This window comes from Streptomyces sp. AF1A (assembly GCF_047340315.1).
In the GTDB taxonomy this organism is placed as follows: domain Bacteria; phylum Actinomycetota; class Actinomycetes; order Streptomycetales; family Streptomycetaceae; genus Streptomyces.
Window position 1 is genome coordinate 1 of record NZ_JBLEBI010000117.1, and the last position, 21,560, is coordinate 21,560.

25 protein-coding genes and 1 pseudogene are annotated in these 21,560 nt (G+C 71.5%); 19 read left to right on the forward strand and 7 right to left on the reverse strand.

Features of this window, described 5'->3' with window-relative positions:
- Nucleotides 1-493: pseudogene (locus ACLU3S_RS25455) on the reverse strand (regulator); the annotation flags it as partial.
- 232 nt (nucleotides 494-725) lie between these two features.
- Here ACLU3S_RS25455 and lipB point away from each other — a divergent pair.
- From lipB to ACLU3S_RS25475, 4 genes are all read left to right on the forward strand, one after another.
- Nucleotides 726-1,523 carry a lipoyl(octanoyl) transferase LipB gene (lipB, locus tag ACLU3S_RS25460; RefSeq protein ID WP_413954278.1) on the forward strand — a complete coding sequence of 266 codons (798 nt, stop codon included), beginning with the start codon at nucleotides 726-728 and terminating at the stop codon, nucleotides 1,521-1,523.
- 108 nt (nucleotides 1,524-1,631) lie between these two features.
- Nucleotides 1,632-2,597: a lipoyl synthase gene (lipA, locus tag ACLU3S_RS25465; RefSeq protein WP_413954279.1), complete on the forward strand. Its 966-nt coding sequence runs from the start codon at nucleotides 1,632-1,634 to the stop codon at nucleotides 2,595-2,597.
- Between the two features lie 230 nt (nucleotides 2,598-2,827).
- On the forward strand, nucleotides 2,828-3,025 hold the full coding sequence (locus tag ACLU3S_RS25470; RefSeq protein ID WP_413954280.1) for a hypothetical protein: 198 nt from the start codon (nucleotides 2,828-2,830) through the stop codon (nucleotides 3,023-3,025).
- Between the two features lie 64 nt (nucleotides 3,026-3,089).
- Nucleotides 3,090-3,791: a DUF4191 domain-containing protein gene (locus ACLU3S_RS25475; RefSeq protein ID WP_413954281.1), complete on the forward strand. Its 702-nt coding sequence runs from the start codon at nucleotides 3,090-3,092 to the stop codon at nucleotides 3,789-3,791.
- A 157-nt stretch (nucleotides 3,792-3,948) separates the two neighbouring features.
- On the opposite strand, the gene ACLU3S_RS25480 is transcribed toward ACLU3S_RS25475, so the two are convergent.
- Nucleotides 3,949-4,416: an RDD family protein gene (locus ACLU3S_RS25480; protein ID WP_413954282.1), complete on the reverse strand. Its 468-nt coding sequence runs from the start codon at nucleotides 4,414-4,416 to the stop codon at nucleotides 3,949-3,951.
- Nucleotides 4,417-4,626: 210 nt separating this feature from the next.
- Here ACLU3S_RS25480 and glnA point away from each other — a divergent pair, with 210 nt between their 5' ends.
- On the forward strand, nucleotides 4,627-6,036 hold the full coding sequence (gene glnA, locus ACLU3S_RS25485) for a type I glutamate--ammonia ligase (RefSeq protein ID WP_413954283.1): 1,410 nt from the start codon (nucleotides 4,627-4,629) through the stop codon (nucleotides 6,034-6,036).
- Nucleotides 6,037-6,254: 218 nt separating this feature from the next.
- Nucleotides 6,255-7,049, forward strand: a complete 795-nt coding sequence (locus ACLU3S_RS25490) for a hypothetical protein (RefSeq protein WP_413954284.1) — start codon at nucleotides 6,255-6,257, stop codon at nucleotides 7,047-7,049.
- A gap of 180 nt (nucleotides 7,050-7,229) precedes the next feature.
- Here ACLU3S_RS25490 and ACLU3S_RS25495 read toward each other — a convergent pair whose 3' ends face one another.
- Nucleotides 7,230-7,499, reverse strand: a complete 270-nt coding sequence (locus tag ACLU3S_RS25495; protein ID WP_413954285.1) for a hypothetical protein — start codon at nucleotides 7,497-7,499, stop codon at nucleotides 7,230-7,232.
- A gap of 278 nt (nucleotides 7,500-7,777) precedes the next feature.
- Between ACLU3S_RS25495 and ACLU3S_RS25500 the strand changes: the two genes are divergently transcribed.
- From ACLU3S_RS25500 to pspAB, 3 genes are all read left to right on the forward strand, one after another.
- Nucleotides 7,778-8,035, forward strand: a complete 258-nt coding sequence (locus ACLU3S_RS25500) for a hypothetical protein (protein WP_413954286.1) — start codon at nucleotides 7,778-7,780, stop codon at nucleotides 8,033-8,035.
- A gap of 174 nt (nucleotides 8,036-8,209) precedes the next feature.
- Nucleotides 8,210-9,136, forward strand: a complete 927-nt coding sequence (htpX, locus tag ACLU3S_RS25505) for a zinc metalloprotease HtpX (protein ID WP_413954287.1) — start codon at nucleotides 8,210-8,212, stop codon at nucleotides 9,134-9,136.
- Between the two features lie 26 nt (nucleotides 9,137-9,162).
- Nucleotides 9,163-9,747, forward strand: coding sequence for a PspA-associated protein PspAB (gene pspAB, locus ACLU3S_RS25510; protein ID WP_413954288.1), 585 nt, complete (start codon nucleotides 9,163-9,165; stop codon nucleotides 9,745-9,747).
- 15 nt (nucleotides 9,748-9,762) lie between these two features.
- Here pspAB and ACLU3S_RS25515 read toward each other — a convergent pair whose 3' ends face one another.
- Nucleotides 9,763-10,035: a hypothetical protein gene (locus ACLU3S_RS25515; protein ID WP_413954289.1), complete on the reverse strand. Its 273-nt coding sequence runs from the start codon at nucleotides 10,033-10,035 to the stop codon at nucleotides 9,763-9,765.
- A 128-nt stretch (nucleotides 10,036-10,163) separates the two neighbouring features.
- Here ACLU3S_RS25515 and ACLU3S_RS25520 point away from each other — a divergent pair, with 128 nt between their 5' ends.
- Nucleotides 10,164-10,919 carry an alpha/beta hydrolase gene (locus ACLU3S_RS25520; protein ID WP_413954290.1) on the forward strand — a complete coding sequence of 252 codons (756 nt, stop codon included), beginning with the start codon at nucleotides 10,164-10,166 and terminating at the stop codon, nucleotides 10,917-10,919.
- A gap of 477 nt (nucleotides 10,920-11,396) precedes the next feature.
- Here ACLU3S_RS25520 and ACLU3S_RS25525 read toward each other — a convergent pair whose 3' ends face one another.
- Nucleotides 11,397-11,711, reverse strand: coding sequence for a hypothetical protein (locus ACLU3S_RS25525; RefSeq protein WP_413954291.1), 315 nt, complete (start codon nucleotides 11,709-11,711; stop codon nucleotides 11,397-11,399).
- 164 nt (nucleotides 11,712-11,875) lie between these two features.
- On the opposite strand from ACLU3S_RS25525, the gene ACLU3S_RS25530 reads away from it, so the two are divergent.
- Nucleotides 11,876-12,244 carry an arsenate reductase family protein gene (locus ACLU3S_RS25530; RefSeq protein WP_413954292.1) on the forward strand — a complete coding sequence of 123 codons (369 nt, stop codon included), beginning with the start codon at nucleotides 11,876-11,878 and terminating at the stop codon, nucleotides 12,242-12,244.
- A gap of 120 nt (nucleotides 12,245-12,364) precedes the next feature.
- A complete protein-coding gene (locus ACLU3S_RS25535) occupies nucleotides 12,365-13,102 on the forward strand; it encodes a hypothetical protein (RefSeq protein WP_413954293.1) in 738 nt (245 codons plus the stop codon).
- Between the two features lie 3 nt (nucleotides 13,103-13,105).
- Here ACLU3S_RS25535 and ACLU3S_RS25540 read toward each other — a convergent pair whose 3' ends face one another.
- Nucleotides 13,106-13,960 carry an alpha/beta fold hydrolase gene (locus ACLU3S_RS25540; RefSeq protein WP_413954294.1) on the reverse strand — a complete coding sequence of 285 codons (855 nt, stop codon included), beginning with the start codon at nucleotides 13,958-13,960 and terminating at the stop codon, nucleotides 13,106-13,108.
- A gap of 187 nt (nucleotides 13,961-14,147) precedes the next feature.
- Between ACLU3S_RS25540 and glnII the strand changes: the two genes are divergently transcribed.
- The 5 genes from glnII to ACLU3S_RS25565 all read left to right on the forward strand — a co-directional run bounded on the left by glnII (nucleotide 14,148) and on the right by ACLU3S_RS25565 (nucleotide 18,983).
- Nucleotides 14,148-15,182, forward strand: coding sequence for a glutamine synthetase (gene glnII, locus ACLU3S_RS25545; RefSeq protein WP_413954295.1), 1,035 nt, complete (start codon nucleotides 14,148-14,150; stop codon nucleotides 15,180-15,182).
- A gap of 143 nt (nucleotides 15,183-15,325) precedes the next feature.
- Nucleotides 15,326-15,448, forward strand: a complete 123-nt coding sequence (locus ACLU3S_RS25550) for a hypothetical protein (protein ID WP_413954296.1) — start codon at nucleotides 15,326-15,328, stop codon at nucleotides 15,446-15,448.
- 120 nt (nucleotides 15,449-15,568) lie between these two features.
- On the forward strand, nucleotides 15,569-16,150 hold the full coding sequence (locus ACLU3S_RS25555; RefSeq protein WP_413954297.1) for a winged helix-turn-helix domain-containing protein: 582 nt from the start codon (nucleotides 15,569-15,571) through the stop codon (nucleotides 16,148-16,150).
- A gap of 61 nt (nucleotides 16,151-16,211) precedes the next feature.
- Nucleotides 16,212-17,225, forward strand: a complete 1,014-nt coding sequence (locus ACLU3S_RS25560; protein WP_413954298.1) for an NAD-dependent epimerase/dehydratase family protein — start codon at nucleotides 16,212-16,214, stop codon at nucleotides 17,223-17,225.
- 189 nt (nucleotides 17,226-17,414) lie between these two features.
- The gene (locus ACLU3S_RS25565; RefSeq protein ID WP_413954299.1) at nucleotides 17,415-18,983 is read left to right on the forward strand and encodes a DUF1996 domain-containing protein; all 1,569 of its coding nucleotides are present in this window, start codon (nucleotides 17,415-17,417) and stop codon (nucleotides 18,981-18,983) included.
- 76 nt (nucleotides 18,984-19,059) lie between these two features.
- On the opposite strand, the gene ACLU3S_RS25570 is transcribed toward ACLU3S_RS25565, so the two are convergent.
- Nucleotides 19,060-19,452 carry a hypothetical protein gene (locus ACLU3S_RS25570; RefSeq protein ID WP_413954301.1) on the reverse strand — a complete coding sequence of 131 codons (393 nt, stop codon included), beginning with the start codon at nucleotides 19,450-19,452 and terminating at the stop codon, nucleotides 19,060-19,062.
- A gap of 98 nt (nucleotides 19,453-19,550) precedes the next feature.
- On the opposite strand from ACLU3S_RS25570, the gene ACLU3S_RS25575 reads away from it, so the two are divergent.
- Both ACLU3S_RS25575 and ACLU3S_RS25580 read left to right on the forward strand, forming a co-directional pair.
- Nucleotides 19,551-20,069 carry a tetratricopeptide repeat protein gene (locus ACLU3S_RS25575; RefSeq protein ID WP_413954302.1) on the forward strand — a complete coding sequence of 173 codons (519 nt, stop codon included), beginning with the start codon at nucleotides 19,551-19,553 and terminating at the stop codon, nucleotides 20,067-20,069.
- 49 nt (nucleotides 20,070-20,118) lie between these two features.
- On the forward strand, nucleotides 20,119-21,560 hold a 1,442-nt coding region (locus tag ACLU3S_RS25580; RefSeq protein ID WP_413954300.1), incomplete at its 3' end, for a hypothetical protein.

Here is a 21,560-nt window from a genome sequence, read left to right on the forward strand (position 1 = left end):
GGGCCGGGCGGCCCTGCGCCGGCACCCGGGGCAGCGGCTCCCGGGCCACCTTGTCGTCGGCCTTGCCGATCAGCCAGTCCCGGCTGGGCACCACGAGCCCGGCCGGGGTGAAGGCGATCTTGCGCAGCTCGGCGTGGCTGCCCGAGTCCTTGCGCCACAACCCGCTGACGATGTCGACGGCCTCCTCCGGGGTGGCCGCGAACTCCAGCCCGGCGTACACGGGCGCGCACGCGTCCAGGCCTAGGTCCTGGGCGGTGAGGCGGCGCCCGAGCCGGCGCGTGAACACCTCGGCGATGAGGGCCGGCGTCGTGCCCCGCGGCTGCTGTCCGCGCAGCCAGCGGGTCACCGAGGTCTTGTCGTATCTCAGGTCCAGCCCGTGTTCCAGGCCGAGCTGGTCGACGCGACGGGCCAGACCCGCGTTGGAGAACCCCGCCTCTGCGATGAGCGCGGCGAGCTGGCGGTTGGGGGTGCGCTGCGCGGGTCGGTCCGTCATCTGCGGTGCGGTCTCCTGCCTTCCGGGCCCCTGAAGTGCCTGGATTGCCTGTGAGCAGCCCTTTTGCCCTCACGAACGGCGCGAATGTAGCGGAGAGTGAGCGGCCGGTCGCATATTTCCCTGTTCATTCATCCGATCGTGTGAGAAACGCCCGCAGGGATGACGTTCGCCCGACGGACGTACAGTGGCGTGGGCGCATGACATGCCTGACATCGCGAGGGAGGCGCTTGCCGTGAGTGAGTTGCGGTTCGTCCACATGGGGTTCGGCGCGGACGCCGTCGACTACCAGGAGGCCTGGGACGAGCAGCGCCGGGTGCACGCGGCCCGGTTCGCCGACGAGATCCCCGACACCGTGCTGCTCCTGGAGCACCCCCCGGTCTACACGGCCGGCCGCCGCACCGCGGACAGCGAGCGCCCCCTGGACGGCACCCCCGTGATCGACGTGGACCGCGGCGGCAAGATCACCTGGCACGGCCCGGGCCAGCTGGTGGGCTACCCCATCCAGAAGCTGCCCCGCCCGGTCGACGTGGTGGCGCACGTACGGCGCCTGGAGGAGGCCCTCATCCGCACCTGCGCCGAGTTCGGCCTGGAGACCACCCGGGTCGAGGGCCGCAGCGGGGTGTGGGTGCTCGGCGATCCGGTCGAGCGGCGGCCGGTGCCGGGAGGTCTCTCCCTGGACTTCGACCCGCGGCTCACCGACGAGGAGTTCGACCCCCGGCTCAACGGCCCCGAGTACGCCCCCTCCAACGCCGGCCAGCGCCGCGAGGACCGCAAGATCGCCGCGATCGGCATCCGCGTCGCCAAGGGCGTCACGATGCACGGCTTCGCCCTCAACGTGAACCCGGACAACAAGTGGTTCGACCGGATCATCCCGTGCGGCATCCGCGACGCGGGCGTCGCGTCCCTCGCGGGCGAGCTGGGCCGGGACATCACCGTCGAGGAGGTCCTGCCGGTGGTCGAGAAGCACCTGCGCGAGGTGCTGGAGAACGCGGAGCCGAAGCCACGGGAGATCGAGCGGGCGTCGGCCTGATCGAGGGAATGCGCCCTGCGGCAGCGAGGTTGGCCTCAGCGGAAGGGCTCAGTTAGCACGGGCGTACCCTGGTGTGCGCCGAGGAATCGAAGTCACAGGGAGCCGGTCGTGTCCGCAGTCACCCCCGACGGACGCAAGATGCTGCGCCTGGAGGTCCGCAACAGCCAGACCCCCATCGAGCGCAAGCCCGAGTGGATCAAGACGCGGGCGAAAATGGGTCCCGAGTACACCAAGATGCAGAACCTCGTGAAGAGCGAGGGCCTGCACACCGTCTGCCAGGAAGCCGGCTGCCCGAACATCTACGAGTGCTGGGAGGACCGGGAGGCCACCTTCCTCATCGGTGGCGACCAGTGCACCCGGCGCTGCGACTTCTGCCAGATCGACACCGGCAAGCCCGAGGCCCTCGACCGCGACGAGCCGCGCCGCGTCGGCGAGTCCGTGGTCACCATGGACCTGAACTACGCCACCATCACCGGCGTCGCCCGCGACGACCTGGAGGACGGCGGCGCCTGGCTGTACGCGGAGACCGTGCGCCAGATCCACCGGCAGACGGCGCAGCGCGAGGGCGGTCGCACGAAGGTCGAGCTGCTCGCCCCCGACTTCAACGCGGTCCCCGAGCAGCTGGCGGAGGTCTTCTCCGCCCGCCCGGAGGTCTTCGCCCACAACGTCGAGACGGTTCCCCGGATCTTCAAGCGGATCCGCCCCGGCTTCCGCTACGAGCGCTCCCTGAAGGTCATCACCGCGGCCCGCGACTACGGCCTGGTGACCAAGTCCAACCTGATCCTCGGCATGGGCGAGACCCGCGAGGAGGTCAGCGAGGCCCTCAGGCAGCTGCACGACGCAGGCTGCGAGCTGGTCACCATCACCCAGTACCTGCGCCCCTCCGTCCGCCACCACCCCGTGGAGCGCTGGGTCAAGCCGCAGGAGTTCGTGGAGCTGAAGGAGGAGGCCGAGCGGATCGGCTTCTCCGGCGTGATGTCCGGCCCGCTGGTGCGGTCCTCGTACCGGGCCGGGCGCCTCTACCAGATGGCCGTGGAGAAGCGCGGCACGTACATCGCCGCCCAGGCGGTGTGAGCCAAGCGTGTGAATTCACGCACAAGTAGCTACTGGCCAGTAAAGGCCGAGTCGACGCGGTCCTGGCCGTCCTCGCTGATGAGGGCACCCGTCAGGGCCGCGTCAGCGTTGCCGGGCTCCGCGACAAGGCTTCATGCGTGTTTGACCGCTCGGTCACGCCCTGGTAACACCAATCAGTGACTCTGGTATCACGCTCCGTACACCACCCGATCCGAGGGGGGACCTCGATCATGCAGGCCGCGCCGGTTCGCGCCACCGCCATCCCGTCCTTCACCGACGCCCTTCGCGCCGTCGAGTCGCTGCTGATGAACGCCGGTCAGCGCACCGCCCGCCGCAACGCCTGGACCTCCGTCCTCGAGGACCGCCGCCGCGCCAAGGACCGGGTCGAAACGCAGCGCTTCCTGGAGCAGGCCGGCGGCCGCCACTGACGCCCCTTCCCGCTGCGGGCACTGCCGTCGTCGGCACGTCCCGGGGCCACGTAGACTTCGTGGCATGGCGAGGAAGGAAACCGCGGCGGACGCCGCGAATGCCGGGCGACTGAAGCAGATCGCCCTCACGTACAAGATGACCCGCAAGGCCGACAAGAAGATCGGCCTTGTACTCGGGGCCGTCGGCATCGGCACGTTCGTTGTGTTCCTCGCGATCGGCTTCCTGGTCAAGCACCCGGTCTATCTGGGCATCTTCGGTCTGCTGATCGGCCTGCTGGCGACGGCGATCGTGTTCGGCCGACGGGCCGAGCGGGCCGCTTTCGGCCAGATGGAGGGCCAGCCGGGGGCCGCGGCCGCGGTGCTGGACAACATCGGCCGCGGCTGGACGACCACCCCCGCGGTGACCATGAACCGCAGCCAGGACGTGGTGCACCGCGCGGTCGGCAAGGCCGGCATCGTGCTGGTCGCCGAGGGCAACCCGAACCGGGTGAAGAGCCTGCTGGCCGCCGAGAAGAAGAAGATGAACCGCATCGTGGCCGACGTGCCGGTGCACGACATCATCGTGGGCAACGGCGAGGGCCAGGTCGAGCTGAAGAAGCTGCGCACCACCATGCTGAAGTTCCCGCGCGTGCTGACCGGCCCGCAGGTGACCGCCACCAACGACCGGCTGCGGGCGCTCGGCGACCTGATGACCAACATGCCGCTGCCCAAGGGTCCGATGCCCAAGGGCATGAAGCTGCCGAAGGGCGGCCCGCGGGGTCGCTGATCCCCTCCCTCCTACGACGAAGGGGGCGCCCGGAGCGAATCCGGGCGCCCCCTTCGTCGTGGAAGCAAGGGAGGAGCGTCTCGTCGTAACGCGCGGGACGAGTGTCTGTCGGGTGAAGCGCGAAAAGAGCCTCTCGCCGCGGAGCGCGGGAAGAGCGTCAGACGCGGACCTCGACCGTCTTCGCGAGCCGGTCGTGCAGGCCGCGGCCGTCGCGGTCCCAGATCAGCGCGGGGATCGCCAGGCACAGCAGGAACGTGCGCAGCACCGAGCGCAGCGGGTCGACCGCGCCGGTCTCCAGGGCCACGACCCGGATGCGGAACAGGCGCTTGCCCGGGGTGAAGCCGATGGTACCCACGGTCAGGACGCTCATGACGAAGAAGACGCCGAGCGCCCAGTTGCTGGTGGCCGGGCCATAGCCGTCCGTGATCAAGCCGTATGCGATCAGGACGCTCAGTCCCCAGTCCACGGCGATCGCCCCGAGCCGCCTGCCGGGCCGGGCGATCGAGTTCGGGCCCTCCTCGGGAAGGCCCAGCTGCTCGCCCCGGTATCCGAAGTCCGCACCGGCGTCTTCCATGGCCGCGCGCGGCCCGGAGAGCCACGATCCCATTGCCTGCCTGTTGTCCACCCGACCACGGTACTGCGTCCCCAAATGACCGGGGTACGCCGGGGTGTCCCGGAGCTAGGGTGGACCAGTGACCGGTTAACTTCTGCGAAACAAACGGGTCACGCCCGAGAAATCACCCGTCCCTAGGGTCGAGACCACCGTGTGCCACCGCACTGGCCGCACGAAGGATCTACCGCCCCGGCGTAGACGGTCGGGAGTAGGAGGAGCTGGATGTTCCAGAACGCCGACGAGGCCAAGAAGTTCATCGCGGACGAGGACGTCAAGTTCATCGACGTCCGCTTCTGCGACCTGCCGGGCGTGATGCAGCACTTCACGGTGCCCGTTGAGGCGTTCGACCCGGACGAGGAGCTGGCCTTCGACGGATCGTCGATCCGCGGATTCCAGGCCATTCACGAGTCCGACATGGCGCTGCGCGCCGACCTCTCCACCGCCCGGGTGGACCCGTTCCGGCGGGACAAGACCCTCAACATCAACTTCTTCATCCACGACCCGATCACGGGCGAGCAGTACTCCCGTGACCCGCGCAACGTGGCGAAGAAGGCCGAGGCCTACCTCGCCTCGACCGGCATCGCGGACACCGCGTACTTCGGCCCCGAGGCCGAGTTCTACGTCTTCGACTCCGTGCGCTTCGCGACCAGCGCGAACGAGTCCTTCTACCACATCGACTCCGAGGCGGGCGCCTGGAACACGGGCGCCCTGGAGAACAACCGTGGTTACAAGGTCCGCTACAAGGGCGGCTACTTCCCGGTGGCGCCGGTCGACCACTTCGCCGACCTGCGCGCCGAGATCTCCCTGGAGCTGGAGCGGTCCGGCCTGAAGGTCGAGCGCCAGCACCACGAGGTGGGCACCGCCGGCCAGGCCGAGATCAACTACAAGTTCAACACGCTGCTCGCCGCCGCCGACGACCTGCAGCTGTTCAAGTACATCGTGAAGAACGTGGCCTGGCGCAACGGCAAGACCGCGACCTTCATGCCGAAGCCGATCTTCGGTGACAACGGCTCGGGCATGCACGTGCACCAGTCGCTGTGGAGCAACGGCGACCCGCTGTTCTACGACGAGGCCGGCTACGCGGGCCTGTCGGACACCGCCCGCTACTACATCGGCGGCATCCTCAAGCACGCCCCGTCGCTGCTGGCCTTCACCAACCCGACGGTGAACTCGTACCACCGCCTGGTGCCGGGCTTCGAGGCGCCGATCAACCTGGTGTACTCGCAGCGCAACCGCTCCGCGGCCATGCGTATCCCGATCACCGGCTCCAACCCGAAGGCCAAGCGCGTCGAGTTCCGCGCGCCCGACTCCTCCGGCAACCCGTACCTGGCCTTCTCCGCCCTGCTGCTGGCGGGCCTGGACGGCATCAAGAACAAGATCGAGCCGGCCGAGCCGATCGACAAGGACCTGTACGAGCTGGCTCCCGAGGAGCACGCGAACGTCGCCCAGGTCCCGACCTCGCTGCCGGCCGTCCTCGACTCGCTCGAGGCCGACCACGAGTTCCTCCTCCAGGGCGACGTCTTCACGCCGGACCTGATCGAGACCTGGATCGACTTCAAGCGCACCAACGAGATCGCGCCGCTGCAGCTGCGCCCGCACCCGCACGAGTTCGAGCTCTACTTCGACGTGTGACATCACCCCAGGTCAGAGCGGGTAACCGCTCCCCTGGGCCGTCTGTGGGCCGTCGGCCGTGCTCTTCCTGCGTGGAAGGGTACGGCCGACGGCCTGTTTTTCTGGCCCCGCCGCCGCTTGTCGCCCCTGTCCGACCGGGGGTCGGAGCGAACAACAGGACAGCAGCGAAGGGCCCCCTTAAGATCATCCCCTGCTGATCAGTGAGCACAGGGGTGGTCGTGAGCAAGTTCTACCTGAACGTGTGCCTGCCGCCGACCTCTCCCCAGGAGCTGCGCGCGGCGCTGGACGCCGTGATGGCACCGTTCGACATCAACTTCCCTGATGACGAGTGGAACCCGAACGGTGAATGGGACTGGTGGCACATCGATGCCGGCGACGAGGGCGGTTTCGCCGTCGGGCCGGAGTTCGACGGTGATCCGCGACTGATCTTCGGGACGACCTCCTCGGCCGGCCGACCGCGCCGGCCACTGCGCTGCGACGGCGGACCGCGGGGCCTGCTGGACTTCGAGGCCACCAAGGCCGAGGCCGTCGCCGAGGCCCGAGCCCGGTGGCAGGCCGAGCAGCGGGACTTCGCACGTCTCGTCGCCGACCACCCGTCGGCCGAGCCGCTGAGCGCCTTCTTGGCACGGCACCGTGCGAACCCGCGGGGCTATCCCCGCGAGCAGGCTGTCGCGGACCACCACGCCCAGCCCTTGGTGCGCGCGCTGAGCCACCGTTCGGCCCGGGAGCGCTATCCGAACCTGGGCCTGTGGGTGCTGGGGCCGGAAAGCGACCCGATCTCCTGCTTCACCCGGGACCTGCGAGCGGACTTGGACGGCGCGGCGTCATGGGCCCTCGCCACCACCGCCCTGCTCACCCTGGACGGGCAGTGGACCGAGGCAGACCGGCCAGGGCCGTTCACGCACGTCCTGCCCGGCGAGGAGCCCTCGGCCGCCTACGCCCGGCAAACCACCGCCTACCTCGACGGGCTCCATGAGGACTGCATCGTCGTGCGCATGCTGTGCCACTGCTGATCGGGCTCGGGCCCTTGGTGATCACTCCAGTTCGCCATCGGCCCGGACCGAGCGGGCCGAGCGCCCTTGAGGATCCGGTGGGCGGCGGCGAGGGCCGCCACCCGGGACGGGTGGCGGCCCTCGGACGTGTTCTGGCCTGGCCTGGCTGGGTGAGATCGGGTGGGCGGCGGTGCGCCGGTGTCAGCGCAGCACGACGACCACGAAGGGCGTGGTGTAGCCGAAACCGGAACCGTAGCCGTAGCCGTAGTTCGTGCCGTAGAAATTGGCGCCGCTGAAGCAGTTGCTGCCGAACCAGTTGTTGTAGTAGCAGCCACGGTTCGTCGTGATCTGGGTGACCTGGGTCGGTGTGGCGGCAGATGCGGTGCCGGCGGTGCCGATCGCGGCTCCACCGGCCGTCAGCACGCCGACCGCGGACATTGCGGCGAGTCGCCTCGCGCGATGTGCATTCATGGATCCACCTTCCTTCCACCCGTCGTGCGGCTTCCGGGCACGAGCGGGATGGCCCGCGACCTCGGAATGGGACATCCGGCGCGGCCGTAGGGCTGCCGCACGAATGTGAGTGGGAGGGGCATACATCCTCGGGCACCCCTCGGTGCGGCTTCACTTGTTGATGTTAACTGCGCGCCCATCCGGTGGCATCTTGAGCAACCTTTTGCGCTTCCCAGGTCTCCTACTCTCGGGGGATGATCCCTCCTGCACCCTGCCGGACGAGAGAGGTAGAACGGGGAATGTCGCAACAGGACGAGTGGGAGCGGGAGTTCGATCACAGGTGGGCGAACTCGGCCGCGCACAAGGAGCCTTCCGCGCGGGCCCGGATGCTGGCCGCCCGCTGGAAGGAGAACCCCCCGGACCCGGCGCCGTTCCGCTGCGACCCGGACCCCGCCGGGCCGCGCCGCTCGTCCTGGGTGTCGACGGCGGTGGTGCTGGGTTGCGTGGCCGTGGTGATCGTGCTGCTCGGCTACGCTCAGATACGGTCCGGCTACTGACCGGGCCCGGCCGTCCGTGCGCGTGAGGCGTGATCGCCGGGGTGCCGGCGGTCCGGGGCACCCGCCCCCACCGGGAATCTTTGCCCGGAGCAGGGCGGCTTTGGACCTGTTCATGGGACGCCCCAGGTGCACACTGGACAGCGGGACGAGTGCCTGACTGCGGGGTGATGCAAGATGCAGAGCCGCTTTAGGAGCGACCGGCGGTTGACCGTGCGGATGACGGTCACGATGTTTCTGCTTGGACTGCTGTACGTGGGCTTCGTCGCCGCGCTGATCGTGCTGCTGAAGTCCTGGCTGCTGGTCGTCGTCTTGATCGGCGCCCTGTTCGTGGCGCAGTTCTGGTTCTCCGACCGGATCGCGATGTTCGCCATGCGCGGGCGGGTCGTGGAGCGGGAGGAGTATCCCGAGCTGCACGCGGTGGTCGACCGGCTGTGCGCGATCGCGGACATGCCCAAGCCGGTGGTCGCCGTGTCCGAGATGGACATGCCGAACGCGTTCGCGACGGGGCGCAATCCCGATCATGCCGTGGTCTGTGTGACCACGGGACTGCTGCGGCGGCTGGAGCCCGCCGAGCTGGAGGGCGTGCTCGCGCACGAGCTGTCGCACGTGGCGCACAAGGACGTCGCGGTGATCACGATCGCGTCGTTCCTCGGCGTGATCGCGGGACTGATCGTGCGGTTCGCCTTCTACTCGCAGATCTTCGGCGGGGGCCGCAGGGACCAGAACACCGCCGTGATCTTCGTCGGCGTGATGGGTGTCTCGGCCGCCGTGTACGCGCTCAGCTTCCTGCTGATCCGGGCGCTGTCCCGGTACCGGGAGCTGGCGGCCGACCGCGCGGCCGCGCACCTGACGGGCCGGCCCTCCGCGCTGGCCTCGGCGCTCACCAAGGTGACCGGGGACATCGGCCGGATCCCGACCAAGGACCTGCGCACGGCCCAGGCCTTCAACGCCTTCTACTTCACGCCGGCGACCGGCAAGGAGCCCGGCCTGGAGCGGTTCTTCTCCACCCACCCGACCCTGGAGCAGCGGCTGGAGCAGCTGGGCCGGATCTCCGCGGAGCTGGGCGAGGCCGCCGTCCCCGGGAAGGCGGACCGAGCATGACACTGCGGCGGAAGGCGGGCTGAGCGTTGGGGCTGCTGGACATCCTGCTGGGGCGCACCAAACCGGTCGCCCCGGACCTCGACCAGCTGTTCGCGCTGCCCTCGGCGGCCGTGACGCTCCAGGTGGCGGCCGGTTTCACGCCGACCGGGGGCGGGGCGGTGTGCTTCGCCACGGTGGAGGGCGCGGCCTTCGAGCAGACACATCGGGAGGTCCAGGCGCTGCTCGACGCGGACGCCGACCGCGCCGGGCCGCCGGTGGAGCTGCGCCGGGACGACTACGGCTACTCGTGGCTGGTCTCCCAGCGGGGGCCCGACCAGCTGCCGCAGCTTGTGAACGACCTGCACGCGGTGAACAGCTCGATGGAGGTCAACGGCTTCGGCCCGCAGCTGCTGTGCTCGCTCGTCGGTTTCACCGACGGCGGCGGGCGCAGGCTGGCGCTGGTCTACCTGTACAAGCGGGGCACCTTCTACCCGTTCGCGCCGCTGGCCGGCGCGGGCGAGCGGCGGGACAACGCGCTGGAGCTGCAGATCAAGTCGGTGCTGGCGGACGATCTGCGGATCGAACCGGACCTGGGCCGCTGGTTCCCGGTGTGGGGCGCCCCCGGCCTGTGACCGGGGGCGCCCTGCTCACCTGCTCTTCTCCCGCTGCTGACGGCGGGCCTCGAAGGGACGCTCGCGGTGGTAGCGGCGCTCCCACTTGGCCTGCCGGTCGCGGCGGTCCCGGTACGCCCGGTAGCTGTCGGGCAGGGCGCCCGTGCCGGCGGGCGGGGCCGTGCCGGGCGAGCCGCGGCCGTGCGTCGCGTACAGATAGAGCAGTGCGACGGCGGCGAGCCACCAGAGGTGGTTGCCGATTCCGAGAATGACCAGGACGACCGTCCCGGTCGCGACGATGCCACGCATGACGACCTCCTGGGTGGTGTGCCGGGGTGGGAAGTGTCGGCTTCACGCCGTTTGTTCAGGGTAGGGAGAGCGTTCGCGTGGCTGCATCCGGTTTTCCGGGGCCGCCCTGCCGTGAGTGAATGGCCGCCATGGCTGAACTCTCCGGTTTCACGCAGGCGTACGACGGCGAACGGCTCAGCGGGGTGAGCGCAGGGCCGCCCGGCCGGGCCACGGCGGTCCTGCTGCACGGTGCGGGCAACGGCAGCAAGGAGCGGCTCCTGCCGCTGGCCGCGGAGTTCGCCGCGCGGGGCTGTCACGCCCTGGCGTTCGACTTCTCGGGCCACGGCGAGAGCAGCGGCGTCCTGGCGGAGTTGAGCCTGCGGCGCCGGTTCGAGCAGGCGGTGGCCGTGATCGGCGAACGCGCGCCCGCGGACGACCCGCTGGTCCTGGTGGGCTTCAGCATGAGCGGACACACCGTCGCCGACCTGGTGCGCCACTACGGGCGCCGGGTGGCGGCGGTGGGCCTGTGCGCGCCCGCGGTGTACGCGCCCCAGGCGTGGGACGTGCCGTTCGGCGACGGCCGGGGCCGGTTCACCGAGATCATCCGCACCCCGGACGCCTGGCGGACCTCCCCCGCGCTGCGGGCCTTCGCGGCCTATGAGGGCCGGGCGGTGCTGGCGGTCCCGGGCACCGACGCGGTCATCCCGCCGGCCGTGACCCAGGCGGTGCAGACCGCGCTCACGGCCCGCGCCTGTTACGCCCGCTTCGAACTCCCCGACGCGGACCACCGGTTGGGCCTCTGGTTTCGCGACCACCCCGAGGACTGCCGGGCCCTCGTGACCACCCTGCTGACCCAGCCGAACGAACCCGACCCGCGCCCACCGGCCTGCGCCCGGCCCGCCTGAACCGACCGCAGGGCCTGGCCGGCCGTGGCGCATGCACGACGGCGTGGCCGGAGCACGCCGGGGGCGCGGCGGGCCCGGTTGCCGTACTCCGCCGCGAGAACCGCGGCAGCGACGACAGCCGGGCGAGGCCCTCGAACGGTCACGCCCGCGCCGGCGGCGAGCCGCCCGGCGCCCCGCTCTCCGGTCCCGGGCAAGGTGTCGTCGAATCACGAGCGGCCGGCACGGAATTCCGGCCCACCCGGGGACACCTCGACGAACCCGTGCCGACGAGGCCGACGGCAAGGCGGCGCTGCCGGCCGGAAGCCAGGCCGCCGGAGGGCGATACACGCCGGGAGGCGGGTCGGCGCCGGAAGACGAGCGCGCCCCGAAAGACAGCGGGCGCCCGAAGACGGGCGGAGCCCGAAAGGCCGGCGCCGGAAGGCCGATGGCGCCGGGCGCCCGGTCAGGGGCCCGGCGCCGGGGTTCAGCGGTTGGGGCTCACCGGTTGTAGCGCATGAACGCCCGCACCATGTGGCACGTGGTGTCGGACGGCGGGCGCATGCCGATCTTCTCGGCGGCGCCGCGGATGGTGTCGTCGCGGGCCTGGTCCGGCAGGTAGACGCCGGAGTCGAGCAGGGCTATGGCGAGGCGCATGGCCTTCAGGCGCCGGTTGTGCCGGACGTACCACTCGCGGGGCCGCCCGGCCGGCAGCGGCCGCTTCGCCACGGGCTCGTAGGGCGAGTCGAACAGCACGGGGTGCTTGGCGGTGGACTGGGTCGGCAACGGCTTCGGCTTCAGGGCGGCAGCGGGCACGGGCATCCTCCTGTCGCGGTCAGGGCGCCGGCCGGAGCGTCCGGCGGCTCCCTCGAACACTGCTTCTATTCTACGACCCGCCACTGACAAAAGCCCCTGGCCGCAAGGGCTTTCGGGGCCACCGTGACGCAGGTGGCAGACGGATTTCGCGTACCGTGTACCGCATGGAAATCTGGATCAATCCGGCCTGCTCCAAGTGCCGCAGCGCGATCAGCCTGCTCGACGCCGAGGGGGCCGAGTACACGGTGCGGCGCTATCTGGAGGACGTGCCGAGCGCCGACGAGATCAGGGCGGTGCTCGAACGGCTGAACCTCGAGCCCTGGGACATCACCCGGACCCAGGAAGCGGACGCCAAGGAGCTGGGGCTCAAGGACTGGGCGCGGGACGAGGCTTCGCGGGAGCGGTGGATCACGGCGCTCGCCGAGCACCCCAAGCTCATCCAGCGCCCGATCATCACCGCCGACGACGGGACCACCCTGGTCGCCCGGACGGAGGACGCCGTGCGGGAGGCCATTTCCCACAGCAAAAGCTGACGTGTCTTCAACACAGCTGTGACACAGGTTACTTCAACTGACTCCTGCAACCGCTGAGTAACCTCGTTCGGGATCTCGTACATAGCGGCGTACGCTCCCCTACCTCTTCAGGAGGCGCGCATGTCGCGCAGGAGAACTCTCGGCACGAAGAAGAAGATCGCGCTGCTCGTCAGTGCCGCGGCGGTGGCGGGCGGCGGGGCCTTCGCGTTGGCGACCACGTCCAACGCCGCCCAGCCCGCGCAGCAGGCGAAGACCCTGTCCGCCTCGGACTCGACCGTCTGCCAGGGGCTGGCCACGGCCCACGGCAACAACGACAGGTTCATCGCGGACCAGAAGGCGCACCCGGACGCGCAGTCGGCGGCCCGGATCGCCAACCGCGAGGCGGTCATCAAGCAGATCGAGGTCCAGCAGAAGGCGTCCGGTTGCACGGTTGGGGAGTCGGCTCAGGGCTCCCAGGCCGGGCAGCAGGCGCAGAACGGCCAGCAGGGCTCCGGTCAGCAGGGCTCCGGTCAGCAGGGCGCGGGCCAGCAGGCCGGCGGTGCCCAGTCGGCCCAGCCCTCGCAGTCCGCCGCCACGGGGAACAACGCCGGCGGCGGTGCCGCCGCCTCCGGTCAGCAGGTCTGCAAGGGCTCCACCGTGACGCTCTCGGGTGAGGGCGGCGCCCCGGCGGCGTCCAGCAACCAGTTCCCCGCGGGCACGACCCTGAAGGTCACCAACCTGGACAACAACAAGTCCACCACGGTGAAGGTCACCTCGGTGTCCGGCAGTTGCGTCCTGCTCAACAACGCGGCCTTCGAACAGGTCCGTGAGCCGGGCAAGTTCCTCATCCGCCACGCGCTGATCGAGAAGGTGGGGTGAGGCTCAGGCCGCCAGGAACCCGATGAGGTGACGGACCAGGGCGGACGGTGCCGCCTGCGGCAGCGCGTGGTGCGAGACGCCGGGCATTACGGCGGTCTCCACGTGCGGCAGCAGCCCACGGGCCCGGGCCGTCACCTCACTCGGGTCATGGGTCCTGCTGTTCGCGGCCACGAGCAGCAGGACCGGCACGCGCAGGGCGCGCAGCGCGTCCGGCGCCGGCCGGGGGCCGGTCACCGGCTTCGCGGCCGGGAACCCGGCCGCGGCCTCCTGCAGCCTGAGCCACTCGGGATCCAGGGCCGCTCCCGCCGTCTCCCACCGCAGGAAGGCGCGGACCCGGTCGGGCGTGGGCCGCAGCAGCATCGGCAGGGCATGGAGCAGGTACGCCGCCTTGTACCCGGCGAAGCACTGGGTCGGGTCCAGGAGGAACAGGCGGCGCACCCGGGCGGGAGCGCGCAGGGCGTGATGCAGGGCGATCCAGCCGCCGTACGAGTGCCCGCCCACATCGGCCGAGGCGACGCCCAGGCCGTCCAGCAGGGCGTTCAGCCAGTCGGCCAGGTCGGCGACCGTACGGGGGTGGCGGTCGCCGGCCGGGGCGCTCAGCCCGGCGGCGCCGACCAGGTCGGGTGCGTAGACCCGGCGGACGCGGGACAGTTCCCCGAGCTGGGCGTACCAGGAGGCGGAGGTCGCCCCGCCGCCGCCCGGCAGCAGGAGCAGCGGGGGTGCGTCGCGGGGCCCGCAGGCGTTGACGTGGGTGTCGCCGAACGGCGTGCGGACGCTGAGCGCCTCGCGGTCCGCGGGCCACTTCGCGAGGACCGTGTCGTACGCGAAGCGGAAGACGTGGCTGTCGAATCCGGTCATGGGACCGCCCCTGTTCTCGGGTACAGCGTGAGTCGCGGCACAGCACCACCAGGTAACACGCGGTTCACAGCAGGGCAATGGCCGGGAAACCGCCCGTTGGCAGTCTGCCGGGCAGATCGACGCGGCGCTCCGGCGCCGCGGCGCCCGCACCCCGTGCGCCCGACCCACCCCCGAAGGATGTGGCCCCGTGACCTTCAAGGCTGAGTACATCTGGATCGACGGCACCGCGCCGACGGCCAAGCTCCGTTCCAAGACGAAGGTCATCGCGGGTGCCCCGGCCGGTCTCGGGGCGCTGCCCGTCTGGGGCTTCGACGGCTCCTCCACCAACCAGGCCGAGGGCCACTCCTCGGACTGCGTGCTCAAGCCGGTCTTCACCTGTCCGGACCCGATCCGCGGCGGCGACGACGTGCTGGTGCTGTGCGAGGTCCTGGACACGGACCTGACCCCCCACCGGACCAACACCCGCGCCGCGCTGGCCGAGGTCGCCGAGAGGTTCGCGGCGCAGGAGCCGGTCTTCGGCATCGAGCAGGAGTACACCTTCTTCGACGGCTCCCGGCCGCTGGGCTTCCCCGAGGGCGGCTTCCCCGCGCCGCAGGGCGGCTACTACTGCGGTGTCGGCGCCGACGAGATCTTCGGCCGGGAGGTCGTCGAGGCGCACCTGGACAACTGTCTGAAGGCCGGTCTCGGCATCTCCGGCATCAACGCCGAGGTCATGCCGGGCCAGTGGGAGTTCCAGGTCGGCCCGCTGTCCCCGCTGGAGGTCTCCGACCAGCTGTGGGTGGCCCGCTGGCTGCTGTACCGCACCGCCGAGGACTTCGGCGTCTCCGCGACCCTCGACCCCAAGCCCGTCAAGGGCGACTGGAACGGCGCCGGCGCGCACACCAACTTCTCCACCAGGGCGATGCGCGAGGGGCCGTACGCCGCGATCATCACCGCGTGCGAGGCGCTCGGCGAGGGTTCCAAGCCGCTGGACCACGTGAAGAACTACGGCGCCGGGATCGACGAGCGCCTGACGGGCCTGCACGAGACGGCCCCGTGGGACAGGTTCTCCTACGGCGTCTCCGACCGCGGCGCCTCCGTCCGCATCCCGTGGCAGGTCGAGAAGGACGGCAAGGGCTACATCGAGGACCGCCGCCCGAACGCCAACGTCGACCCGTACGTGGTGACCCGCCTGCTGGTGGACACCTGCTGCACCGCGCTGGAGAAGGCCGGCCAGGTCTGATCCCCCCGCTTCCCGGAGAGGGGCGCCCGCCGTGGGGCGCCCCTTTTCCGCATGTCCGGTCACTCGCCCGTGCGCGGACCGGGCGGCGTCCACGCAGTGAGAGAAGGGTGCTGTCCGGCGCCCGCTTCTGCTTCAATGGACGCATGGCCGGCTTCCAGAAGATCACCGCGACGGGTCGTCACGACCTCGAGCCCTTCTGGCCTTCCCGTCAGCACCACGACTTCGACCGGGTGTGTTGCCGCGCGGCGATCGCGCGGGCCCTCTGAAGCCGTACACCCCGGCCCTCGGCCAGCGCGGAACGACGTACGTCCCCCGGCGCGCCCGACCACGAGTCGCGGCCCGTCGCCTCTCCCGACGAACCTCTCGCGCGAAAGAGCTGACCTCTCATGGCGACCACCCGTTCCCTTCCCTCGGCCCCCACCCCGACCGCCACCGCCCCGACCGCCCCCACCCGGCACCGGCTGCGCGCCGTCGACCGGGACGAGGTGGTCGACGTCGCGGACCTCCTGCCGCCGGGTGCCACCTGGCTGCCCGCGCCGCAGCACGCCCTGCCGGCCCTGCCCGGCCGGCCCCCGATGGTCGGCTATCTGGTGCTGGTACCGGCCGACCGGCAGCCGCCGTTCCCGCCGACCGCGGGGCCGGACCGGAGCGACGACACCGGCCTGGCGGACCCCGAGCCGCTGGTGCACATCGACCCGGCGCGGCGCACCGCCGCCGTCGACGGCCGTGAACTCGACCTGACCTACCTGGAGTTCGAGCTGCTCGCGCACCTGGTGGCGCACCCGCACCGGGTGCACACCCGCGACCAGCTGGTCACCACGGTGTGGGGATACGGCCACGTCGGCGACGGGCGCACCGTCGACGTGCACATCGCCCGGCTGCGCCGCAAGCTGGGTGCCGAGCACCGCCAGGCGATCCGGACCGTGCGCCGGGTGGGTTACACGTACGCGCCTCCCGCCGGCCGCTGACCGCTCTGCCCTCGGCAGAGTCCGCTGTCGCTCCGCGCCCGCGGCGGGCAGGCTTGCCCGCATGAGACTTCTTGTGCTGGGCGGTACGGAGTTCGTGGGGCGGGCCGTGGTGGAGGCCGCGCTCGGACGCGGCTGGGAGGTGACCGTCCTGCACCGGGGGCGGCACCGGCCCCCGGCGGGAGTGCGGGCGCTGCACGGCGACCGCACCGCGCCCGACGGCCTCGCCGCGCTCGCGGCGGACACCGGGACCTGGGACGCCGTGGTGGACACCTGGTCGGCCGCTCCCCGTGCCGTACGGGAGGCGGCACGGCTGCTGCGGGGCCGTGCCGCCCGGTACGCGTACGTCTCCAGCCGTTCCGTGTACGCCTGGCCGTGGCCGCCCGGAGCCGGCGAGGACGCGCCGCTGGTCGAGGGCGCGGACGCCGGCGCCGGGGCGACCGACTACGCCCGGGACAAGCGGGGCGGCGAGCTTTCGGCCGTGGAGTCCTTCGGCGCCGAGGGCTCGCTGCTGGTGCGGGCCGGGCTGATCCTCGGCCCGCACGAGAACGTGGGCCGGCTGCCCTGGTGGCTGACCCGCATGGCGCGCGGTGGCCCGGTGCTGGCCCCGGGGCCGCTGGACCTGCCCCTGCAGTACGTCGACGCGCGCGACCTCGCGGGCTGGCTCCTCGGGGCCCTCGTGCGGGAGTTGAGCGGGCCGTACAACCTGGTGAGCCCGCCCGGCCACACCACGACGGGCGAGCTGCTGCGGGCGTGTGCCGACGTCACCGGCGGGCACGCCGAGCTGCGCTGGACCGACCCCGAGGTGATCCTCGCCGCCGGGATCGAGCCGTGGACCCAGCTGCCGGTGTGGGTGCCGCCGGGCGGCGAGATGCACGACGCCGTGCACCGGGGGGACGTCTCGCGGGCGGTGGCCACGGGTCTGCGGTGCCGGCCGGTGGGCGAGACGGTCGCCGACACCTGGGACTGGCTGACCCGGGCCGGCGGGGCCGCACCCCGGCGGCCGGACCGCACGGCCCCCGGCCTCGATCCCGCCGTCGAGGCCAAGGTGCTGGCCGGGACCGACGGGGTGTCCTGAGTCACCAATCGCCGACGCGCACACCAACTCCCGCTGGTCAGGCGCCTGTTGAAGCTCCTGCGGGAGGAGATCAGCCGAGGAATTCCTGTGAATGGTGAACACCTCTGGGGCGGCGTCCGTATGGAAGGGCGCCGCTTCACTCCTGTCGGGCGCCTCGATGCTGCCCCACAAGGAAGTCAGAGGAGTTCCATGGGACGCAACACACGAAAACGCCGTACGCCGCTGGCCACCAAGGCCATAGCCGCATCGGCGGCCCTAGCGCTCGGTGGGGGCGGGCTGCTGTGGGCGAACTTCTACGCCTCGGCACACGAGTCGAACCACCAGACGTGGGGAGGCAACCAGACCAAGGCCGCGACCGCGCAGGTCGCCACGATCTCGTGCCCGGACATCGGTCAGAAACTGACGAACGTGCCGCGCAGGGCCCGCTACGGCGTGAGCAGGGAGCTGGGCAACCTCGACCGGCAGATCACCGAGGCCTACACCCGACTCGCCTCCACCCGGCAGGCCCAGGCGAACGACCCGAGCTTCGTGCAGAACTCGATCGTCGGACCCCTGAAGTCGAAGCGGACGGCGACGATCAACCGCATCCGGATCGACATCCAGCGGGCCGGCGGCAGGTTCAACAGCGCGCTGCTCCAGCTCGCCGCCTGCACCACGCAGAACGCCAACCAGACCACGTCCGGCGGGCAGCAGCAGGGCAACGGCGGCCAGCAGGACAACGGCGGGCAGCAGAACAACACCGGTGGCCAGCAGAACAACGGCGGCCAGAACAACGGCGGCCAGAACGCCGGCGGTCAGAACGGCGGCCAGCAGGGCAACAACGGCGGCCAGGCCGGGGACGGGCCCACCGCGGCGGACTTCGTGGACATCACGAAGGTGGCGGCGAACGTGCTCGCCAAGCCGCAGAACACGCCCAACGGCTCGACCGGTTCGTTCACCACCAGGTGCGGTGTCAACGCCAACCAGAACCACAACAGCGACAACGTGATCGCCGCCCCCGGCGTGACCAACGGCGCCCACCACATCCACGACTACGTCGGCAACCAGAAGGTCAACGCCTTCTCCAGCAACGACACCTTCCTGCAGGGCGGCACCAGCTGCCAGAACCGCAACGACCTGTCGGCGTACTACTGGCCGGTCATCCGCGAGCAGGACGGCACCCAGGAGAAGGACGCCAACGCGGACGGCGGCGGCAAGGACCTCAACGTCGGCAAGATCCTGGTCCCCCAGCAGGCGCAGATCAAGTACCTCGGCTCGCCCGCGAGCAAGGTCGTCGCGATGCCGCAGTTCCTGCGGATCATCACCGGTGACGCCAAGTCCTTCACCAACGGCCCGGCCAACGCCAACGCGCACTGGAGCTGCACCGGCTTCGAGGACAAGGTCCAGCTGACGGACAAGTACCCGATCTGTCCGCAGGGCAGCAAGGTGGTGCGCACGTTCGCCTTCCAGAGCTGCTGGGACGGCCAGAACATCGACAGCGCCAACCACCGCACGCACGTCGCCTTCCCCGACCCCGCCAGCGGCGTCTGCCCGAACGGCTTCAAGGCCATTCCGCAGCTGACCGAGCGCCTGGTGTACGACGTGCCGCAGCCGGTCATCCAGTCGGACGGCACGGTGAAGAACGCGTACGCCGTGGACGGCTTCCCGGAGCAGTTGCACAAGCCGATCACCGACCACAACGACTTCATCAGCGTCACGACCGGTGGCCTGGCCGACAAGATCGCCAACTGCATCAACAACGGGCAGAACTGCTCGTGAACGCCTGACAGGGCCACGAACGAGGCCGGTGACGGACCCCCCTCCCGTCACCGGCCTTCCCGTGTGCGCGCCCGCCTCAGCCGCCGTGCGCGGAGTGGTCGGTGCCGATCTCCACGTCCCCGCCGAGCGTGCCGCGCAGCGCCTTGACCGTCCCGTCGTCGCCGACGGCGACCCACTTGCGGCCGACGAGGTAGTAACCGCCGTAGTCCTTGGCGTCGTTGATCCACTCGCGCTGGCCGCGGTCGGTCGCGAAGGTGGCGAGGATGAACCGGCCGTCGTGGTTGTGGCAGATGGCCTGGCGGATCTCGTCGGCGTCGGTCTGCATGTCCGGCTTGCACTTCACCTGCGCGGCCAGGCTCTCCAGGCTGCCGGTCGCGGTGGGCGGCACCGCCTTGGTGCCCGTGCCCGAGCCGCACCCGGCCAGAGCCAGTACGGCCGTGGCGCAGAGCACCGCCCTTGTCAACCTCATCTGTTCCTCCGGGTCCTGGTGGGCCAAGCATGCCTCAGCTCCTTCGGATACGGCTGCCGCGCGCGCTGCGCTCAAATGCCGTGACCGCACGGGCACGGGTGTGCGAGGGTGGCCCGGTGAACCAGGACTGGGAAGACCGGGTGGCCGCCGCCTGGGCCGCCTTCGACGACTATCCGGAGGAACGGGCGCACGAGTTCCGCGCGCTCATCGACGCACTGGTCGCCGAGCTGCCCGACGGCAGCCCGCTGGGCCCGTTCGAGCAGGCCTGCGCATGGGACTCGACCGGGCACTCCGACCGGGCGGTGCCGCTGTACCGGGAGGCGCTGGCGCGGGGGCTCAGCGGCTACAAGGCCCGCCGGGCGAAGATCCAGCTGTCCAGCTCGCTGCGGAACACCGGACAGGCGGAGGAGGGGGTGAAGCTGCTCACTCCCGAACTGGAGGGCCCCTCGGACGAGTTGGACGACGCGGTGCGGGCCGTGCTCGCCCTGTGCCTGTCCAGCCTCGGCCGCGACCGCGAGGGCCTGTCCCTCGTGCTCGGCGCTCTCGCCCCCCACCTGCCGCGCTACCAGCGGTCGATGGCCAACTACGCGCGCGCCCTGGTCGATCCGCGGGGCTGAGCCCGCCGCTTGACGGTGACCAACCAACGGCTCGCTCGTTTTCCTGGACGTGCAGTCACAGGATGTAGCCCATCGTCACGCACCCGTCTCGACCGGACCGGCCGGTGTCGAGCAGGCCGAGGCCGCGCTCGTCGAGCACTACCCACGGCTGGTCCGGATCGCCTACCTGGTGCTGCCGCCGGGCCTCGGCCGCGGCCGCCGCGTGCTGACCGCACACGCCCTCGCCCAGAGGGCCCTGCCCCGCGGCGGCAAGCAGGCCTCCCTGATCCCGGCCCAGGCCTCGGGCCGCAAGGACGACCCCGGGTACGCCTACCTCCGCGAGCGGGTCCTGCGGGCGGCCCTGGAGGCGGCCCGACCGCGCAGGGGCCTGCCCCGGTTCGCCCAGCTGCCGCCGCCGCTGCCGCAGGTGTGGGGGCTGCGGCTGTTCCCGCGCTCGGGCGGCGCCGACGAACTGGCCCTGGACCAGCGGCTGTCCACCCTGCACGGCCCGGCCCGCGCCGCCTATGTGCTGCGCGGCCTGGACAACCTCCCCGACGCGGACGTCCGCAGGGTTCTGCAGGGCGCCGGGGTGGCCGACCCGGACGGCGCGCTGGCCTCGGCGAACAGCGTGCCCGCCCAGCCGGGCCTGCTGTCCTCCCCGGAGTTCGACCCCTGCTCGCTGCAGGCCCGGCCCACCGACCTGATGCGGCGCCGGCAGCACGCCAAGGCCGTCCTCGCCACCGCGGCCGCGCTCGCGATGTGCGGACTGCTGCTCGTCCTGCCGGGCGGCGGCTGGGGCCCGGACGGCGCCGCCTCCCCCGCCTCCGCCGCGAACCCGGCGACCCAGGCCGCCCTCGACCCCGGCAAGCTGACCCGGGTCTCCCCCACCGCCTGGGAGTCCTCGGCCCGCACCGACTTCTCCGTGTGGCCCGCGCGCGGCCCGCTCACCGGCGACCGGGCGCTGCTGCGCCGTGCCCTCGCCGTCTGGGCCCGGCCCGGGGAGACCGTGCACGTCTCCTCCACCCCCGGCACCCAGACCGGCGCCCCGCCCGGGCCGCCGCAGCTGCTGTACGCGGGCGAGGTCGACAGCGCCCGTGTGGTGATCCTCTACGACGGCCTGCGCATCGTCCGCTACGCCGAGCCCAGGGAGGGCACCGGGGGCGCGGCCCTGGACTTCGCCCGGGCCGACGGTGCGACCGGCGCCGAGGCGAGCGCGCTGGTGCTGGGCCGCGCGGACGGCAACGTCCGCTATCTGACCGCCCCCTGGGTGAGGTCGGCGGCCGCGCGGGACCTGACGAGGCCGAACGCGCCCGCGACCGCGCTGGCGGTCACCGACGGCATCACCGCACCGCTGGCCAGCCCCGCGCTCCAGCCCGGCACCTGCACCTCCTGGACGGTGCTGCAGCTGACGGGGGCGCTGGGCACCCAGCTCTCCACTGACCTCGGCGAGCTGGTCCCGGCGCATCTCACCGCCGGCCGGCCCGGCTCGGCCGGCGAGGCCTCCGACGCGGC

What these genes read in the sequence shown, in the direction of transcription:
- ACLU3S_RS25530 (WP_413954292.1), top strand. Translation starts at nt 11,876, where the DNA reads ATGGAAATCTGGATCAATCCGGCCTGCTCCAAGTGCCGCAGCGCGATC.
- glnA (WP_413954283.1), top strand. Translation starts at nt 4,627, where the DNA reads ATGTTCCAGAACGCCGACGAGGCCAAGAAGTTCATCGCGGACGAGGAC.
- ACLU3S_RS25560 (WP_413954298.1), top strand. Translation starts at nt 16,212, where the DNA reads ATGAGACTTCTTGTGCTGGGCGGTACGGAGTTCGTGGGGCGGGCCGTG.
- ACLU3S_RS25555 (WP_413954297.1), top strand. Translation starts at nt 15,569, where the DNA reads ATGGCGACCACCCGTTCCCTTCCCTCGGCCCCCACCCCGACCGCCACC.
- ACLU3S_RS25500 (WP_413954286.1), top strand. Translation starts at nt 7,778, where the DNA reads ATGTCGCAACAGGACGAGTGGGAGCGGGAGTTCGATCACAGGTGGGCG.
- htpX (WP_413954287.1), top strand. Translation starts at nt 8,210, where the DNA reads ATGCAGAGCCGCTTTAGGAGCGACCGGCGGTTGACCGTGCGGATGACG.
- ACLU3S_RS25550 (WP_413954296.1), top strand. Translation starts at nt 15,326, where the DNA reads ATGGCCGGCTTCCAGAAGATCACCGCGACGGGTCGTCACGACCTCGAG.
- ACLU3S_RS25470 (WP_413954280.1), top strand. Translation starts at nt 2,828, where the DNA reads ATGCAGGCCGCGCCGGTTCGCGCCACCGCCATCCCGTCCTTCACCGAC.
- ACLU3S_RS25495 (WP_413954285.1), bottom strand. Translation starts at nt 7,499, where the DNA reads ATGAATGCACATCGCGCGAGGCGACTCGCCGCAATGTCCGCGGTCGGC.
- ACLU3S_RS25535 (WP_413954293.1), top strand. Translation starts at nt 12,365, where the DNA reads ATGTCGCGCAGGAGAACTCTCGGCACGAAGAAGAAGATCGCGCTGCTC.
- ACLU3S_RS25565 (WP_413954299.1), top strand. Translation starts at nt 17,415, where the DNA reads ATGGGACGCAACACACGAAAACGCCGTACGCCGCTGGCCACCAAGGCC.
- ACLU3S_RS25520 (WP_413954290.1), top strand. Translation starts at nt 10,164, where the DNA reads ATGGCTGAACTCTCCGGTTTCACGCAGGCGTACGACGGCGAACGGCTC.
- ACLU3S_RS25515 (WP_413954289.1), bottom strand. Translation starts at nt 10,035, where the DNA reads ATGCGTGGCATCGTCGCGACCGGGACGGTCGTCCTGGTCATTCTCGGA.
- ACLU3S_RS25570 (WP_413954301.1), bottom strand. Translation starts at nt 19,452, where the DNA reads ATGAGGTTGACAAGGGCGGTGCTCTGCGCCACGGCCGTACTGGCTCTG.
- ACLU3S_RS25475 (WP_413954281.1), top strand. Translation starts at nt 3,090, where the DNA reads ATGGCGAGGAAGGAAACCGCGGCGGACGCCGCGAATGCCGGGCGACTG.
- ACLU3S_RS25540 (WP_413954294.1), bottom strand. Translation starts at nt 13,960, where the DNA reads ATGACCGGATTCGACAGCCACGTCTTCCGCTTCGCGTACGACACGGTC.